The 19,984-nt window shown below is 44.4% G+C and carries 4 protein-coding genes; all 4 read right to left on the reverse strand.

What is annotated here, in order from left to right:
• Positions 1-53 precede the first annotated feature (53 nt).
• The 4 genes from ABRS97_RS02555 to ABRS97_RS02570 are packed head-to-tail and all read right to left on the reverse strand — an operon-like array spanning position 54 to position 19,978.
• Entirely contained in the window at positions 54-4,766 is a 4,713-nt protein-coding gene (locus tag ABRS97_RS02555) for an SDR family NAD(P)-dependent oxidoreductase (RefSeq protein ID WP_367811320.1), read from the reverse strand.
• A gap of 21 nt (positions 4,767-4,787) precedes the next feature.
• Positions 4,788-6,071, reverse strand: coding sequence for an ACP S-malonyltransferase (fabD, locus tag ABRS97_RS02560; protein ID WP_367811321.1), 1,284 nt, complete (start codon positions 6,069-6,071; stop codon positions 4,788-4,790).
• Positions 6,064-9,129 (reverse strand): non-ribosomal peptide synthetase, encoded by a 3,066-nt coding sequence (locus ABRS97_RS02565; protein ID WP_367811322.1) that lies wholly within the window; start codon positions 9,127-9,129, stop codon positions 6,064-6,066. Before ABRS97_RS02565 ends, fabD begins: the two co-directional genes overlap by 8 nt.
• A 58-nt stretch (positions 9,130-9,187) precedes the next feature.
• Positions 9,188-19,978: a non-ribosomal peptide synthetase gene (locus tag ABRS97_RS02570; RefSeq protein ID WP_367811323.1), complete on the reverse strand. Its 10,791-nt coding sequence runs from the start codon at positions 19,976-19,978 to the stop codon at positions 9,188-9,190.
• Positions 19,979-19,984: the final 6 nt, after the last annotated feature.

The following is a 19,984-nucleotide window of genomic DNA, read 5'->3' on the forward strand; positions in this document are numbered from 1 at the left end:
TTCAGCTCCTGAATTCTCGAATGGTTACTGATGAAGGCCTTTAAAAATCAATGTTATAAAGTGATTTCACCAGAGGCGACTTTTTTCAATAAAGCATCGATATCGTCCTCAATGTCACTTCCCGTCTTGGATTCAGATTGAAACGTCGTTAATTTGGAATCGATGAAGGACGCCATTTCAGTCACTGTAGAATAAATAAACACATCCGTGATGTCCATCACATTCGGATACTTCTTGTCCAACTCCTTCAATAGTCGTGAAGCCAGCAAAGAATCTCCGCCAATCTCGAAAAATTTATCATAGATATCCAGTTCCCTTAATCCGAGCACTTCGCCCCATAATCCGGCAACCAAGATTTCCGTTGTTGTCAATTGAGACAAAGCTTTGCCCAGGACATTCATTGCCTCACTCGAACCGGCAGACGCAGCCTCACGATACCCGGAAGTAACGGAATGCAAATGCGCCTCGATGGCAGGAGATACTGAAACTGGGAGGTAGGATACGGAGGAAGCGAACACTTCATGATCGATGGCGCCAATCATCATTCTGGACAACCTTTTATTCAGCACTTTGTCCAATGCCTCAATCCCCTGTGCGTTACTTAAGGGAATAAACATACTTCTATTTGTATGGACATTATGATCTACAGCCATGCCTACCTCATTCCAACCTGACCAATTTACAGTTAGTGTCCGTTGACCTAATTGACTTCGGTAAGCTGCGAATGCATCCTGATAAGCATTGGCCGCTGTATAATCCGACTGTCCGGGAGCTCCAAAAACAGAGGTCAATGATGAGCACATAACAAAGAAATCCAGATTATCTTGTACCGTCATTTTATGCAGCAACCAAGTCCCTTGCACTTTGGGCTTCAGTACGTTTTCAACCGTTCTTTCATCCTTTCGTACGATAAAGCCATCACCGCTGTTCCCCGCACTATGGATGACTCCCCGTATCGATTCGCCACGAGCCCGAATGGTTTGAAATGCATCGGCCAGAGAACGCTCATCCGAAACATCCGTGCAGTAATAATCAATCACGGAACCGCTTTTCTCCAGTTCAAGGATATTGGTAACAATACGGCTTGCTCGATCATAAACTCCGTCATGTAAAAGAATTTCCCATTCTTCTCTAGGCGGGATCGGTGTACGTCCGAACCATGCCAATCTCACATGTTGCCGGGAAGCGATATACTTGCTAATCTCTAACCCAATTCCACTGGACCCGCCGGTTACCACATATACCCCCCGTTCATAAATAGTCAGAGGATCCTCTTCAAATAATTCAAGCGGCGCTTCTCTAAATTCCTCCATGTAGCGATTTCCAGAACGGTAGCTGACCATATATCCAGCATCCGCGTTCGATATTTCCTGCAGGATAGTTTCCACCAACGTATCGGAATCAACGTCCACACATCTAACATGGAAATTGGCATATTCGTACCGGATTACTTTACCCAAACCATATAAACACGCATGAACGGGCTCCATATCCTCCAATTGTTCAGCAGCCGAAACCCCGTTCTGACCGATCAAGATGATGTCCAAGTCCCGGTGCAATTGCTTATTCACCAATTCCTTTGTCAACAAGAACAGACTATAGAATCCCCTATGGAGAGCTTGGTCAAATGCAACAATAGAGCTGTAATCTTCCTGACTCATTAGACACTGCGCATGAATCACTTGCGTGATTTGTCTGGACCGCACTTGTTCCGCCATTTCTGCATAGTCAATCTTACAGTCTTCGGTAATTTCGAGTACGTCCACCCCTGCGGTGGCCAATGACTCCTTGATTTGCTTACTTCTCCTGTCATTGCTGCCAAGTAGAAGCACGCTTTGATGATTAGCTCTTTTTTGCTGCGTTGTAAGGTGCTGCGGTATCCAAACACTTTGATGGAAAAGCTGATTACGGCTTGCTATAGAGCGAAGTTTATTCTCAAAGTCTTCCATCCTTTTAATCGTATACCCTTCAATTTCAGCAATAATGCTTCCATCGTCATCGGTTAGGACGATATCGAACGAAGCTAATTCCCGATTCTGTACGAATTTCTCCCGTTTTCTTAAATAACTGTAAAAACGATGGGGAAGCTTTTTATAAAATCGAGCTTTTTCATAATGGAGCGGCAAGAATAATCCGTCTGCCATACTTACGTTAGCTGCATTAACGGCTCCGTCCAATAAGGAGGGAAAGACCCGGTATGCTTCCAATTCATGTAAAAGTTCATTTGGGAATGCTAGCTCCGCTAATACTTCTTCATTGCCCACATGAATAACATGAATATTTTTCCACCTGGAGCCTGTTTTCACATTCGCATTTTCTAATAACCGATTATCGATTTCCAACTTTTCGATACATCGGAGCTTGATTTCATCCACTTCCAACATTTTTATATCAGGTCCGAGTGACGCAGCAGACTGTAGTTTCCCTTCTGCGTGTTTCGTCCAGTTACCGTTTTGTTTGATCAAACTCGCAACGGAAAATTCCACATAACTGCCCGTTTTTTTGATAACCACATGGACTTCGGCGACTTCCCCAAAGCTTAATACCAAGGGTGAAAGAAATAGAAGATCTAGAAGCTCCAGATGCTCCGTGCCAAAATGAAGCCGTCCTGCTTCCAGTGCCATTTCCACATAGCAGGTTCCCGGCAGCACGGCCAACCCGCCAAGTACATGTTCCCGCAGTTCCCAATGTGTATCCGTACTAACCTGTGTACTATATACGTCCATATCCATGGATTTGGCCAAGCACCGGTGAAGAAGGGGGTGCATGACAGATTCCGCAAGAAATTGTTCCCTTGCTTGCTTATTCCGCTGTTTGGATTCCAACCAACATGGAATTCGAGAAAACGGGTATCCGGGCACATGAGATTTGGGGATGGTTGTTCCTTCATACATCCCTTCCCAATCAATTTCTGCTCCTCGCGTATAAAGATCAGCAAGTTTTGTTAAATCGTATACCTCTCTGACAGCCACAAGCCGCCTAAGGATTGGAACGGATTCCGAGCTGAGCCGGCGCTTCTGCTCCTCGGTCAGTTCCCCTTCTCCTTTTGCCGTCTTGATATCAAGCACTAATTTGCTTTCCCCATAATGGATCCAAGTCTCATCCGCACTGTCCGTTCCATTTACAAGGATTTCCTTTAATCGCATCACGAACTGATCCACATCTTCTGCAATGATGGCAAGCCGATAATTATAATGGCCTCTACCTGTATTAGCGGTATAACAGATGCTGTCAAGTGGCGCGTTTCTTTTAGTTGATAAGAAATCTACATAAGATTGCACAAGCCGAAGCAAGCCATCCTTGCTTTTTGCTGAGAGCGTCAACATATTCAGAGGTCTCCCCAGCTCCTTCGATGATGTTGTGCCCTCTATAGGAGGAGCTTCCTCAAGCACCAGATGAGCATTGGTGCCACTAAGCCCAAAAGAACTAACTCCGCATCGTAATGGATATCCCTCAGTCGTCCAGTCCTTTAACTTGTCATTGAGATAAATTGGCGAGTCTATAAAATTGATTTTTCTGTTGGGCGTCTGAAAATGGATGCTGGGCGGTATTTGACGTTGCTTTAAAGCCAAAATTACCTTGATCAGACCAGCCATCCCAGCTGCGCCATCCAAATGTCCGATGTTAGACTTTACAGAACCAAGCGCACAAAATTGGCGTTTGTCCGTATATCGCCGGAATGCCTTTTCCAATCCTCCGATTTCTACGGGATCTCCAAGTCTTGTACCCGTCCCATGGGCTTCGATGTAGGACAAGGTTTCCGGATCGATGCCTGCGTTTTCCCAGGCTTGCACCAATACATCTTCTTGGGCCGCTGCATTCGGAGCCGTGATGCCAATCGATCGTCCGTCTTGATTCGTAGCCGTCCCCTTGATTACCGCATAGATACTATCTCCATCTCGAATCGCTTGATCGTAGGGTTTAAGTAAAATAGCAGCCGCACCTTCTCCTCCTCCGGTTCCGTCGGAACTATCATCAAAACTGCGTGTTCTGCCGTCAGAGGAACTTATGCCAATATCCTCATCTTCATTCTGAAAGCCTGGAAGCAAATTGATCTTCACACCTCCGGCCAGAGCCATTTCACACTCGCCATTCCACAGAGATTGGCAAGCAATATGAACGGCAGTCAACGAGGAAGAGCAAGCTGTGTCCAGCACTAGGGCTGGTCCCTTCAAGTCCAACAGATAACTGATTCGGCTGGCTATAATCGACTTAATATTTCCAGGAACTGAAATTGTAAAAAGAGAGGGATCTATCGCTTCAATGAATTTTAAATAGGTATCCAGCGCCAGATTGCAATAACCCACATAAACGCCTGTTCGTGTGCCCAACATTTTTTTGCCGCCATATCCCGCGTCCTCAATGGCCTGCCACGCAGTTTCCACAAAAATTCGTTGATTGGGATCCATTAGGCTGGCTTCTGTGGGAGAAAGAGCAAATAGATGGGGATCGAATTGATCAATATCAGACAAATAAGACTTCTGATGAAACTGAAGACTATTCACCATCTCTACTGGCATTTGGCTGTATAAATAGTCCTTTATCGCTTGCTTTCTGCTGTCCGGAAAAGGCCGTATTTGATCTTTGCCTTCCTTCAGCATGTCCCAAAATTCATCTTTATCGTTTGAATCACCGAATCGGCACGATAAACCAATGATAGCTAGGGGCGTTTTCACATGAGTTTTCTCATCATGATCTCCTTTAAGGTGAGGAGCTTTATTAAAGGATTGTCGAACGTCGCTAAATTTCAATTGAAAGCCGCTCAAAAGAATCCCTCCAATTTAGTTTCAATGAATCAAAATCCTCTCTTCCAAAGAGTCAACAACTTCCTGTAGCAACGACATTGTTCCCGTTTCGGACAGAAGTTGATGAAACCGTTCGATTTGTTCCAATTTCGGAAGCTTCTTAGTTTCAAAAATAGTTTTCAAGAGCGTCATACCCTCGATCATCTGCTCTTTACTAGGATCGACCCCGTTCGTTTCCAAATGTTCTTTTAATTGTTGTATTTGTTTATAGGGAACTATAACTCCCCTTTGATACTCTTCTTGATCCCAGTTTGAATTCCGGGTGCTAACGGCAATTCCCAGGCATCTCGAAAGAAATGGTGGAACGGCTTTTGCCACTTTCCTGAAGGCAGCGGCAGATTTCTTTATCGCAACGATATCGTCTCGATCAAAAGAGTGCGACTTCATGCCGACTGTATTTTTGGAAACAAGATTCCGCAACGTATGCCCAGGTCCAATTTCAAGAGCGTACGCAACGTCATGACTTTCCAAATAAGCCATACACGCAGACCATCGAACAGGAGCAACAATTTGAGTTGTCAGTAAATCTACAATTTCCTCTTTGCTTTCGTAAGGCAAGCCGGTTACATTGGATAATACACGAATTGCCGCTTGGCCTTCCTCAAGATGGTAATACCCCAATTCATCGCGGAACAGGTCTGCCGCAGGCTGCATCAATGGGCTGTGGAATGCCGCACTGACTTGTAAGGGGGTCACTTGAGCGCCCATCTGCTTCAACTCCTCACAGGCGGATGCAACCTTAGATTTATGTCCAGAAATCACATATTGAGACAAAGCATTTAGATTCGAAACTACGACGAATTGAGCATCGCTTGATATTTGATCGCATAGGCTTTGAATCGCCTCCAACTCCAGCCCAGTAACGGCAGCCATTCCCCCTTGAGAATCCTTCGTTGTCAGTGTCATGAACGTTCCCCGGGCTCTGGCGATACGAACAGCATCCGCAAATTTCAACGCTCCAGCGCAAGTTAACGCGCTAATTTCGCCCAAACTATGGCCAGCCATAAAGTCAGGGGCAATACCTACCTCTTCCATGTAAGCTTGATAAGCGGCAACACTGACCGTCAGTATGGCAGGTTGCGTGTTTTCGGTTTTCGTTAATTCCTCAATCCCCCCGTTAAAACAAAGGGAAGCCAAATCCATCGAAAGGGTCTCACTCGCCTCATTGAAAATTTGCTTGGCGACTTCATAGCGCTGATATAGCGCTTTCCCCATCCCAACATACTGCGAACCCTGACCCGAAAATAACATAGCAAATTTACTCATTTTCATTCCCCTTCCTATTCAATTCGATTAGCAATTCCAGAAGCTGAATGTATCTTTCCTGCAGTTCCTTGACTCTACCTTTGCCCAGTTGTCTTCGGCATTCCAACCGACATTCGAATGCATCGTTATGTTCGGTAATTCCCAGATATACATTGCCGTTTCCATTCCAAACTGGAATTCCCTCTTCCTGTTTACAGTAGTCGAAGCTTACATGAAATACCGACCCATCTTCACTTGCAGTCCCTTGTGCTAGATTACCGGTTGGTTGTGTAAACCTCTTTCCATTCCGCTCCTCAGCTAGCATCCATTCCTCATTTGCTTTTCGAATTAAAATGCCGAAATCATCTATGCCATTAAAGTCGAAAAGAAAGCTAAATTCACGAGAAAATGCTGAAACATTTACTTTCATATCCCTTTGATCCAAACATTCGAACAGAATGTACAAATAAATAGCGAGCGCTAAAGCGGGCAAACTGCCCTTTGCGTTTTCTGCTGCCTCTTGCAGGCTAAGTTTGAGTTCCTTAGCAATTCTCCATTCCAAATATTCAGAATGTGCATGACCTTCATTTTTCTTTTCAATGTATAAAGCCAATTGATAAATCGAAGGGTATGAGAACAAATCCGCTACATCCACTCGATCAGGGAATCGGGATTCCAGTTGGGTATGCATGTCGACCAAAAGCAGAGAATTTCCGCCCGCTTCAAAAAAATTATCATGAATGGTCAAATGACTTGTACCCAGAATTGCCTTCCAAATAGCTAGCAAAAATGACTCGGTATCCGTTAAGCCCGGCATCCCAGCTTGTGAAACGGCCGCCTTTCGTTCATCCTCCTGCTCGCTGTGAAGCTGCATCAGCGTTTTTTTATCCACTTTGCCATTAGGGGTCATCGGAATTCGATCCAATCGGATAAAAATCGATGGCACCATCACTTCCGGAAGCCGTGTCGATAGAAATACCTTTAATTCATTCGGATTGAGCGCATCTTTACATTCATAAAATGCCACCAATCGCATCCCCTCACTCGAAGCAGCTATGCCCAAAATACAGCAATCCGAAATTTGCGGATGGCTTAGGAATTGCTTCTCAATTTCCTTCGGTTCAATGCGAACACCGCGAATTTTCAGCTGATCGTCCAACCTGCCCATGAATTCAATCGTCCCGTCTGAATGCCAACGAGCTCGATCACCAGTCCGATACATGTTTGAACCAGGAAGATAAGGATTTGGTACGAATTTTAACTGGCTCAGTTCCTCGTTGTTTATATAACCCTTCGAGAGACCTTCCCCAGAAATACATAATTCCCCTGGAACTCCTATAGGCTGCAAACCATCGCTGGCATCGAGGATAAATATGCGTGTGTTGTCAATAGGTCTGCCAATCGGCACAGGATCACGTGTACCTTCCAAAGTAAAGGTCGTTGAAACGACCGTATTCTCACTTGGTCCATAATTGTTGACTGTCTCGTATAAGGTTGAGGGAGATATGCGTAAAGTATCGCCACCCGTTAAAAGCTTGCGTAGCGGCAGTTGGGGCAACTCCACAAATTTTTCAAATAGTGGTGTTGGCAAAAAACTGATCGTAATTTGTTTTTCCTTATAAAATTGATGTAATTTCATCAAATTGAGCCGTATTTCCTCTGGAATGATACACAGCGAAGCCCCTGTCAAGAGGTATGGGAATATCTCCCAAACCGACGCATCAAAACCAAACCCGGCATACTTGGTCCCCCGATCATCGGGAGTCACCTGAAAATGGCGAATGTGCCACGCACATAAGTTATGCAGGGCTTGATGTGAAATCATCACCCCCTTGGGTTCCCCCGTGGTACCCGAGGTATAAACTACATAAGCTGTATCTTGCGGACGACTCCTTGCTTCAAGTGGCAATTCGCCATGGTACTCTTCTTGAAGTAATGAACTGATGTTGACCGAATGAGGAAAGGATAACGAATCGGCAAGTCCTTCTTCTGTAAGTAGAATCCGTGCGTTACTGTTATTCAGGATGTATGCAATCCGATCCTTAGGGTAATCCGGGTCAATTGGTACGAAAGCTCCACCGCTTTTTAGTATCCCTACTAACCCGATGATCATCTCGAAGGACGGTTTCACAACGATGCCAACGATAGTTTCTCTAGTGACCCCTCTATCTATTAAATATTGGGCTATGCGATTGGATTTGCGTTCCAATTCATCGTATGTCAGCTCATCATCGCCCCAAAGGATCGCTCGTCTGTTACCCATTTGGCCTACGGTTTGTTTAAAGCGATCAACGAATGTCAGCTCTCTTGGATAATCGGTGGACGTCTTGTTGAACTCATGTAATAAGGTATGTTTTTCCTCGTCGGTTATTAAGGATATCGAGGCGCATGGCAATTGTGCTGCGGATAACGCACCATTCAAAAATTGTGACAGATGGTGGAGTATGCGTTCCACATTTTCTTCCGAATATTTTGCGCTATCATAATGTGCATTCAGTTCTATCCTATGTCCCGATGTGAAACATTGAAATAAGATATCCATGTCTCCGACCGCAGCTTCTTCAGCACCCTGAATACCTTCCATACTTACAACTGTTCGCAGACAAGCCTCTCTTCCAAACAACTGGTTCATGAATTGTTCGTGCTGCTCACGAGACAGCAGATATCGGCTGCCTTGTTCCAAACTTGTATGGGTCGCTTCTAACAAGGAACTAAATGGCTCCTTATCGGATAAACGACAACCTATGGGAAGAAGGGGCGCTACTCCCTCCCTCCAATCGACGTTCAGTACCGGTGTTCCAATCAGTATTTCAGAAGTTCCTGTATAACGATGCAGCACAGCTGCTATCCCGGATAGGAGCATGATCAAAATGCTGTAAGAAGATCCCTGCGTTACCTCCTGGATTCGTTCTGAGAGTTCCTGAGGAAGTAAGAACCTTACTTTTGCTACAGGTCCCCTAGATTCCTTACTAGCCTTATTTGCTGGAAATCCGGTTAGTTCCCCCCTAAAAAGCTGAGTCTTCCAATAAGCCTCAGCCTCTAACTGAGCCGTCTTCGTTGTGAGATGATCAACTGCCATCGCCCATCACTTCCCCTTATTTTCGGCATTTTGAACATGCAACCATGCTATGATTTACTTACATTTGGAAAATAAAGGTTTTTTCTTTCGTCAACAATTTGGAATGATCCCATTCCGGAAGAAGCTCGTTAATGATCGTATCTGGCGCTTCGGCCACGTGCCGAACTAAACTCACAAATTGTTCTGCCAGGTACTCTATTCTCTCCTTTTGGAATAAGTAAGAATTGTAATTAAAACAGAATCTGAATTTGCCGTTGTTTTCAGAAGCAAGTAAAGACAGGTCAAATTTGGCCATTTGCACATTTAATTCTATCCTGCTTAGTTCCAGATCAGATGTAGTGGGCGTCATAACCAATTCATCCGTTGGCTGCCATTCGAATAAGACGTCAAACAACGGGATTTTCCCTTGAATTCTCGGTATCTTCAGCTTGTCGACAAGCATCTCGAAGGGATACTCTTGGTGTTCGATCGCAAGCAACACTTGATTTTTAACATCCTTCCACAGGTGGGTAAACGGAAGACTAGGAGCGAGTGTAGTACGTAGTGCCAATGTTTTTATAAACATGCCTACCATGCGATCAAGTTCAGCCATATTTCTTCCGGAAACCGCACATCCTACCGCCAAATCCTCATTACCCGACCATTTATGCAACCAAACTTGATGACAAGCCAGAAAGAACATAAACGGGGTCGTGCCTTGTTCTTGCAATCGTTCTTTTAATTTAGCGAACAAGAGGGAGTCGGTCTCGACAATGACGCTATCGCCTTTTTGCCCCATTAAACGGTTTGTTTCTTTACGACCGGGCAATACCAGAGGAGGCAAAGGGTTTTCAAATAATTCCAACCAGTATGTTTCCTGCTCGAGCATCCTCGCTTTCCCGCTTCCTTCCTGCTGCCAAATGGAAAAGTCTTTATACTGGATAGGCAGATTCGAAAGGAGTTCCCCTTCATAGAATGCCCACCAATCTTTAAGCAGAATGCCTGTGGAGATACCATCGACAACGATGTGGTGCATATCCATAAACAGAATATGATGATCGTCTTCCAATCGATAGACAGCCGCTCTGAATAAAGGTGCACCATCTAATTGAAAGGGGCGAATCGATGCCGCAAGCGCTTCATCCAAGTGATCTTTCAGAATATCAGTTACCTCCAGTTGAAAACGAGGTTGGTCGTGTATGATTTGCACTAAAGCAGACTGCTCGAGCTTAAACGAAGTCCGAAGAGGCTCGTGCCTATCTATGAGTCGTTTACAAGCTTGTTCTGCACGCATAATGTCGAGTACTCCACGGATGTCCAAAATAATAGGTACATTGTACAGAGTGCTATTGCCATTCATTTTTTGCATGACATACAGTCGAGTCTGCTCAGAGGAAGCGGGATAGGCTGATCGTTCATCCGCTTTGGCAATGAGCGTCGAATTTGATGATCCTCTTTGATCGACCAAGGCAGCCAATTCTCGAATGGTTTGAGCGGCAAATACATCTGAGAAGGAAATTCCCCACTCGTAGCGTTTATGAAGCTCCGCAACCAACCGAATCACTTGTAACGAATCCACTCCCAAACGTAAAAACGACTCTTCTGCATCTATGGTGGATATACCAAAGATTTCTTTGCAAACATCGGCTAGCTTTGCTTCGGTGGCTGTAACCGGTATCGCTGACTGGCCTTCTTTTGCTCCAGACATCAAAGGCTGAGGCAGTGCCTTGTAGTCGACTTTTCCATTTGCTGTTACCGGAATGTGCGTCAACTGCATGACCCGTGTTGGAATCAAATAATCCGGTACTTTATCCAAAAACCATTGTCGTACTTCTTGAATCCCGATCGGTCTCGAAGCTACAAAATAAGCGCATAAATAACTGCCGCTCGAATCGTCGGATCTGTCTGTGAGGACAGCATCGGTAACATCGTCAAGGAGAAGCAACAATTGCTCAATTTCTGCTGGTTCAATGCGATAGCCCCGAACTTTGATCTGACGGTCTATTCGACCCAAATATTCAATATTGCCATCCGGCAACCATCTTGCGGAATCTCCTGATTTGTACATGCGTAAACCTTTGCGATACGGATGCTCAATAAATTTTTCCGAGGATAAATCTGGACGATTCAAGTATTCTCTGGCAAGCCCAGGACCCGAAATGCACAGCTCGCCCTCGACACCAATGGGAACCAACTTATGTTCCTTGGATAAAATGGTAACTTGTGAGCCCGCAATTGGCTTGCCGATCGGTATAATTCCTGTTGGTTCAACATTACGGTAAATCGTAGTTGCCACACTATTTTCTGTAGGTCCGTATTCGTTAATTAACTCCAATGAAGGGACACGCTCTTTACTTAACTTGACAACGTGGCTTGACACTTTCTCTCCCGCTAATGTCACTTTCGTTACTGTGCTGAGATCAGAAGGATCCGCGCATTCCAGCAGTGCGTGGTACAAACTCGGCACACTGATAAAATGGGTCACGCGGTGCTCGCGGATCAGAGCTAGCATAGTGATTGGATCCTTCGCACTTGACTCGGGTAAAAGTACAGTTCGGCTTCCCGAGATCAGAGGTGTGAATAGACTCGTCAGAAAACCATCAAACGCATATGAGAAAAGTTGAAGGACCGTATCTTGATCTCCCAATCCATACTCCTTCTTGCGCCATTGAATCGTATTGGCTATACTGCCCTGCTCAACAGCCACTCCCTTCGGGTTGCCCGTTGTACCAGAGGTATAGATAATGTAAGCAAGTTGGTCAACTGTAGATTTGTTCCAAACTTTCTTCACATCGAAACCTTCTTGAATAATTCCTGCATGTGGAGTTCTCTCGTGGCCATCGAGTTGCACGACGATCCCTTGTTCAAGATCCAACATCTGTTCAGCGCTGGGTACATTTGTCACGAATAGCTTGGCCGCACTGTCCTTCACCATGAAGTGTATCCGTTCCTTGGGATAAGCAGGGTCAATCGGTACATAAGACGATCCGATCCGCCAACATCCTAATAGGGCCGCCACCATATCCAATGAACGCTGCATATACAACGCTATCCGGTCACCCACGTTGATTTGTTTATCTTGCAGAAGCTGCGCGATATAAACGGAGCGCTCTTGAAGTTGACGATACGTCATACTTTTGTCGCCAATGATCAAGGCAGGTAAGTCCGGCGTTTTTTCAGCCTGAAGGTCAAATAATTCAACTATTGTTTGATTTTGTTTACTTGTGGCGCATACCTCATGAATGTCATGAAGAAACATCCTTCGCTCCTCAGAAGTTGCCCACTCCATTTGTCCCAGGCTTTCATCGCTTCGTTCGACCATGTTAGTTACAATTTGGAGTAAGTGATTATGCATTCTTTGAATGGTCTCATCCTTATACAATCGGGAATAATAGCTCCACTGCACTTTAATTCCATCCATTGTATCCAGAGCGATGAGCGTAATATCCGCTTTGGCCGAGGCGCTTCCCACCTCTAACATCTCACATTTGACTCCATCCAATGAAAGCTCGTTAGTCTGTTCGTTTTCCATTAAGAACATGACGTCGTATAACGGGTGACGAGAGGCGTCACGATTGGAACAAACAGCCTGTATCAACTGCTCCAATGGATAGTTTTGGTTTTCAAATGCCTCTAGAACTTTATTTTGCATATTTCTTACATATTGTTCGGATGATTGGAACCCTTTGGGCTCCCCTTTAATAGCCAACGTATTGGCAAACATGCCGACTAAGTCACGAAGTTCAGCCGTTATTCTGCCAGACGTAACCGTTCCTATTACAAGATCGTCTTGGTTGCTGTATTTGGCCATCAAAATTTGAAATGCACTTAACAAGAACGTATAAACAGTAACATCCCAATTTCGTGACGTTTCCTTAATCCGTTGCGATAAAAAGGTGCCCAATGAGAAACCAATCATCTTACCTTCAAAAGTTTGCCTTCTAGGTCGAGGGTAGTCGGTTGGCAGATTTAGCATTGAATATCCCAGCTTGTACTCATCTAACCAATAGGATTCCTGGAACTTCAATTGTTCCCTTACATGAGAGGTGTTCTCCCAGGTTGCATAATCTTTATGTTGGAGCTGCACTCCGTTTAAGGTGTTTCCTTGATACAGCTCAGTCAAGTCTCGATGAATGACACCGATCGAATGGCCATCCGAAATAATGTGGTGTATATCCGACAAGAAAATATATTCCTGAGCAGCAACTTTTACTAATTGAAACCGGTATAAGGGTCCCTTAAATAAATCGAAAGGCTTTACAAATGAGTGGATGGCTTCATCAATCCTGGTGGCATCTATCTCTTTCATTTCCAATTGAAAAACAGAACAAGGGACAATTCTTTGGACGACATCACCCTCCACATAATCGAAAATAGTTCTTAGAGCTTCATGGCGTTCAAGCAACTGTTGCAAGGCTAGCTCCAGTTTTTCTACAGCTAGGGAACCTGTCATCCGGATAAAGTAGGGGATATTGTAGTGTGTTTGTGCCGAATCCAAGCTTGCTGCAGCAAATATGCGTTTTTGAGCTGATGAGACTGGATAGTACTCCCTGTTTTCTGCTTTCTCAATTCTGTATACATCTGAACGAATAGCTTTCGAAATGTAAACCGCCAACTCTTTGACTGTCGGAGATAAAAACATTTCCTTTAAAGGTACATGAACGCCATAAGCTGAACGAACTCCCGCGAGAAAAGCCATAGCTTTAAGCGATTGCCCCCCCACGTGAAAGAAGTTGTCAGTCGTCCCGATCTTTTCCACACCTAACAGTTCGGACCACATCGTTAACAAATGATGTTCCACTTCGGTTTCAGGGGCTGTATACTCGGCATTAGCAAGCAAATTCCAATCCGGTTCCGGTAAAACCTTTTGATTAATCTTTCCATTTTGAGTAAGAGGAAGCGATTCCAGTGGTACGAAGAGCGTTGGGATCATGAAATCCGGCAAAGAACGGGCTAGTGCGACCCTGATTGATGACCGCGAAACGCCGATATCCGAGACGAAGTAAGCTATCAGATGCGTAATTCCCATTTCCGTTTCCTTCATCGTCACGATTGCTTCCTTAATGCCTGGAATTTCTAACAATTTGGCCTCTATTTCACCCATTTCTATTCGAAAGCCGCGGATCTTCACTTGCGAATCTGCTCTACCTAAATAATCGATATTGCCATTTGGCAGCCATCTTCCCAAGTCCCCTGTTCTATACATTTTGGTACCTGGCGCATAAGGGTTCTCCACGAACTTCAAATCGTTTAATTCCGTTCGATGCAGATAGCCTTTGGCTAAACCATCACCAGCGATGCAAATCTCACCCTTTACGCCAACGGGCTGAACCCGACCGCTCTCGCTTAAAATGTACACTTGTGTATTCGATATGGGACTGCCAATCGGTATGAGACGCTCCGAAATCCGATCCAATGGGTAGTAGGTGGCAAATACAGTCGACTCTGTCGGGCCGTATACATGAATTAATCTGCCAGGCCCTAAATAATCGAATGCTCTCTTAACATGCTTAACGGATACCCGCTCCCCGCCAAATAAGACATGCCTAATGTTTTTCAAGCATTCCACGCGAAGGTCAACGAACGTATTAAACAAGGCTGTCGTCAAGAAGAATAGTGTAACCTTTTCTCGTTCTATCGTTTCCGACATTACATCCATGTCACTCATGGCAGCTTTGTCGATCAGAACCAAGGCGGCTCCATTCAGAAGTGCTCCATAAATATCAAAAGTGGAACCGTCAAAGGCAAAGTTCGAAAAACTGACTAACACATCCATTTCCGATATCCGGATATAGTTCGTTTCCCTTACTACTCGAACGATACTTTTATGAGACGTTAAATTGCCTTTCGGTTTGCCAGTTGATCCTGACGTATACATCAGGTAGGCAATCGCTTGGGAATCGGTCACCTCGCACGGATTGAGGTTGTCATCGTATCCCTTTACATCCTCATCAAGATCGCTGCTTACGATCAACAGTTTCGCTGGTTCGAATTCGTTTATTTCGGAAGAGATCGATTCACATATATGTTTCTCAGCCATAATGATCGTGGCTCCCGAGTCCTTAAGAATCAGACGGGTACGTTCTTGTGCAGAAGAAACATCTATTGGAACATACGTTCCACCCGCTTTTAGAACACCTAGCATAGCGGCAATCGCACCAATACTTGGTGAAGTTAAGACGGCAACGGGCATTCCTTTACTTACATTTTCCTTCAGTAATTGATAAGCACAGCGGTTGGCTAGTTGATTCAGCTCCCTGTAGGTCACTCGATGGCTGCCTTCGATCAAGGCCGTTTTATTGGGATGAAACATGACCTGTTCCTCAAACAAGGCGGTGATCGTCCGATCTCTTGGGTACGGCGTCGGCAGAGGGTTAAAGCTGTTCAAAATCATACTTTTTTCTTCATCTGTCACGATATCCAAAGAAGAAATAGGTTCATCTAAGCCCGCTTTCAATTGTTTCAATACGTGATTGAAGTGCGTTACCATTCGTTCGATCGCAGTCTTTTGAAACAAATCTGTACAATATTCCCATCTGAATCGAATGGTTCCTTCATGCTCCTCAGCAAACAGGGTCATGTCAAATTTAGCAATATTGTAATCGAATGTTTCTGGATGAAAACGAATCTCTGCATAAGAACCGCTGGATGTATCTAGGTTTTCCATAACAAATACGGTATCAAATAAAGGATTGTGACTAACATCTCTCTGAACGCCCAAACGTTCTATTAACAAATCAAATGGATAATCCTGATGATCGAAGGCATCCAATGAGGTCATTTTCATCTCTTGCAAGTATTGCCGAACAGACTTGTGGCCTTCCGGAAACGTTCTGATTGGAAGCGTGTTAGCAAACATCCCGACAGTATGATGGAAATTCGGATTTAACCGCCCCGCAGAAACAGTGCCGACGATAATATCCTCTTGTGAAGTATACTTCGATAAAAATATTTGATAGGCTGCCATGAGAATCATAAACAACGTAGTTCCTGTTTCGCGACCAGTCTCACATAAATGTTGAGTCAAGGAAGCGTCCAGTTGAAAATCAACACTGTCTCCCTTAAAGCTCTGCAGTCTTGGACGTTCAAAGTCCGTCAACAGGTTTAAGTAAGGAATCTCACCATCGAATTGTTTCAACCAATATATTTCTTGCCTTCGGCACGCTTCCGTTTGAAGCCAGTGCTGCTGCCAAGTTGCAAACTCTTTATAATGCAGCGTGATGTCCTGTAAGCGAACTGCTCCATACAATGCGGCAAGATCCTTCAGAATATGACCGAAGGAGACGCCGTCCGAAATCAGATGATGGGTATCCATTAACAGGAATGTACTCCCATTATTCACATGAATGAGATTTACTCTGAACAGAGGCGCACAATCTACTTGAAAAGGATAGATGAACCCATCTATGGTTTCTTGCAAATCTTCCTCGTTCACTTCCGTTTCATTGACGAAAAATTGAATTTCGTCATGGATACGCTGAACGATCTCCCCATCAGTCAGGTGAAAGGAGGTTCGCAACGCTTCATGCCTAGCAATTAGATCGCGAAAAGCATGAACCAGCCTTGTTTTATTCAGCTTCCCCTCTACTCTCAAGAGTGTAGGCATATTGTAACTGGTGCTGTTTACCCCTAACTCGGTTAGCGCATATATGCGTTTTTGAGATGACGATGTCTGGTAATGAAGTTGAACCGGAAGAGGCCTAACTTCCTGCCACTCGGGTTTACGGACATGTTCAATGATGTGGGACAACTCACGTATGGTTGGCCCTTCGAACATTTGTTTCAACGTTACTTCTGCTTTGAATTCAAACATAATCCTTGAAACCAGCATCATGGCTTTAAGGGAATGTCCCCCTAAATCAAAGAAATTGTCGTGGATGCCGACCTCATCTTTATCAAGCAATTCCTTCCATATGTTCGATAATCCATGTTCGGTTTTCGTCGTTGGCGCTTGATAATGCAGGCTTACGCTGGTTTTCACTGGGTCGGGCAGCATGCTCACATCAATCTTGCCGTTCTTTGTTACAGGCAGACGATCAATGTAAGTAAAAGACGTTGGGATCATATACTCAGGAAGCCATTTAAGCAAACGGCTTCTCCACTCCATCGAAGTCTGAGGGGTAAGGCTAACCACATATGCGTGTAATTCATACTCCCCAAGTTGGTTTTTCTTAGGCAATACATAGGTATCAATCACATGCTCCTGCATAAGAATGGAGTGCTTCACCTCACCTGGTTCCACACGATATCCACGAATTTTTATTTGGTTATCGGCCCGCCCCAGTAATTCGATAGTTCCGTTCGGCAGCCTTTTCCCCAAATCACCTGTCAAGTAAACGAGTTCTTTCCTCGTTCCGATTAAACGGGTGACATACTTCTTTTGCGTTAACGCTTCATTACCAAGATAATGTTTGGATACACCCCTACCTGCAATTGCTAATTCCCCTGTTACGTCAACCGGGAGAGGATTACCATTTCGATCCAAAATGTAAACGCTCATGTTGTTAATGGGAGTTCCAATAGTCGGACGCTTCATGAACGCTTGAAGGCTGCTCTGAGTTAGCCATCCTGCAACACAGCCAACCGTTGTTTCAGTCGGCCCATAATGATTCATAATTCGGATATGTGGATATTGATGCATCGTTTTTTCCACATCATTAACGTTTATAGGTTCCCCGCCTAGAACGATGAAACGAACCTTTTCAAACCATATCTGTGATTGTTCGGGGTAATTAATCAGCGTTGTATACAAAGTTGGCGTCATTTTGAAGTAAGTAAGCCCATGGTGCCGAATATAGTGCAGCAACTGTATGGGAGCCCAATAAACTTCCTTTGCAATCAAATGTAAACATGCTCCTGATGTGATGGAAGGAAAAAGTGCTGTATAACCAAGATCAAAAGCAAAAGAAGAAGTCAATGCAGTTGCATCGCTGCTATTTAATTGCGTTTCCCCTTGAAACCATTGTGAGTAGTTCAGCAAATTTTGATGAGTAACAACTACACCTTTCGGTTTTCCCGTAGTACCAGATGTGTAGATCACATACAAGGGGTCAAATGTATGATTGACATGGACAGGATTGGGACATGGTTGATCATCCATTGCAAATTCGTCTAGCAGCACGGTCTCTTGATAAAATGAAAATTCTTCTTTAGTCACCGTTTGGCAAAGAATCAGTTTGGCGTGACTATCTTGAAGCATATGCTCGATCCTGTTAGGGGCAAATTCCGGGTCAATGGGCAAATAAGCCGCACCTGCTTTGATTATCCCTAGCAAACCTACCATCATTTCAAGTGATGGCTCGGCAATTAAAGCAATAATATCCCCTGTACGTACATGTTTCGAACGCAGATAACAAGCAAGGAGATTGGCCTTGTTATTCAACTCTTCATATGTCCATTGTCCCTTGTCCGTAACAATTGCCGGTAGATCAGGCGTTCTCCTGGCTTGTTCCTCGAACTGCGCTTGAATCGTGGAATAGGATGGAAGTTCGGTGCCGGTATTGTTATAAACAGCGCTATACGCATCCGCATCCTCCTGACTTAGCAATGAAAAGTCTGCCAGTGCGAAGTCTGTCCCACTGGCAACCAGATTCGCCAATCGAGTAATCTGATTGCTTATACGCTCCATTAAGGCCTCGCTGTAGACCTCACTGTTGTACGCAATGCGAATGTTCAGCTCCTCTGCCGGAATCACGACGATATTCAAGTTGTAGTTAATTTGCTCAAAAACTTGCAGGTCCCGAACTGAAAGCCCAGTAACCGGATCCACTGATTGCGTCAATGCATCCAATGGGTAATTCTCAAAAACGACTACATGGTCAATCAAATCCTTTTTTTGCATGGTTTGTGACTGAATTTCTGATAATGGCGCAAAATCATAGTCAGAGGTTCTGGTGATCTGTGCCCGAACTCTGCACAGCAGTTCTGAGAAGGTGTCTTTTTCCTCACTTTTTATCCGAACTGGAATGGAGTTGATAAACATGCCTACAATATGCTCAATCCCTTCCAATTCTGCTGGTCGGCCTGATACCACAGAGGCGAATACAACATCATTGGTGTTATTATATTTTTGAAGAATTATTCCCCACAGTACATTGAAAATTGTATTCATTGAAACTTGATTTTGCTTTGACAACTGCTTGAGCTGCCTGGTAATTGTCTTTTCAATGACGACATCTACTGTTCCCAAAGTGAATGTGGCGTCTATCGTATTCGATACATAGGAAAGCGGTATCCCCGATTTCGAGTCATACCCCTCCAGATACTCCAGCCAATAATTAATGGCTGCATCTTTCTCCTGCTTCTCGAGCCATTTGATATACCCATTAAACTGTAATGAAAAAGCGGGCCGTATGTCCTTATTCCTTTTTAAACGACCGTATATTCTACGAAATTGTTTGAACAGAAGACCAATGCTCCAGCCATCCAGGATGATATGGTGGAAGCTCCAGATGACCTCATGGCGATTCTCATCCAGCTTGAGCATATAGAATCTCAAAGGAGTATCTGTTGTTAGATCGAACCCCTTTTCTCTGTCGCTTTGCTTTAAACGATCGATACTAGCACTTTGGGCAGAGGCATCCAGGCCGCTCAAATCTTCGTAACTGATTTCTTGTTTACGATGTCTAAGTACCACTTGCACAGGTCTTTTTACATTTCGGTGCACAAAAACCGTTCGCAGAATCTCGTGTCTGTCCACAAGAATTTGTATGGTTCGTTGGAAGAGATCGACGTTGCTATCACCTTCCAGCGAGAAATGAAACTGTTCAAAGTACGTGGGATCGTTTTCCCTCATTTTATAATGAAACAACATGCTTTCCTGCATGGAGCTGAGCAAATAGACATCTTTAATATCCGCTTTGGTATACATAACGAA

This window comes from Paenibacillus tabacirhizosphaerae (genome assembly GCF_040812395.1).
Taxonomy (GTDB): Bacteria; Bacillota; Bacilli; order Paenibacillales; family NBRC-103111; genus Paenibacillus_E.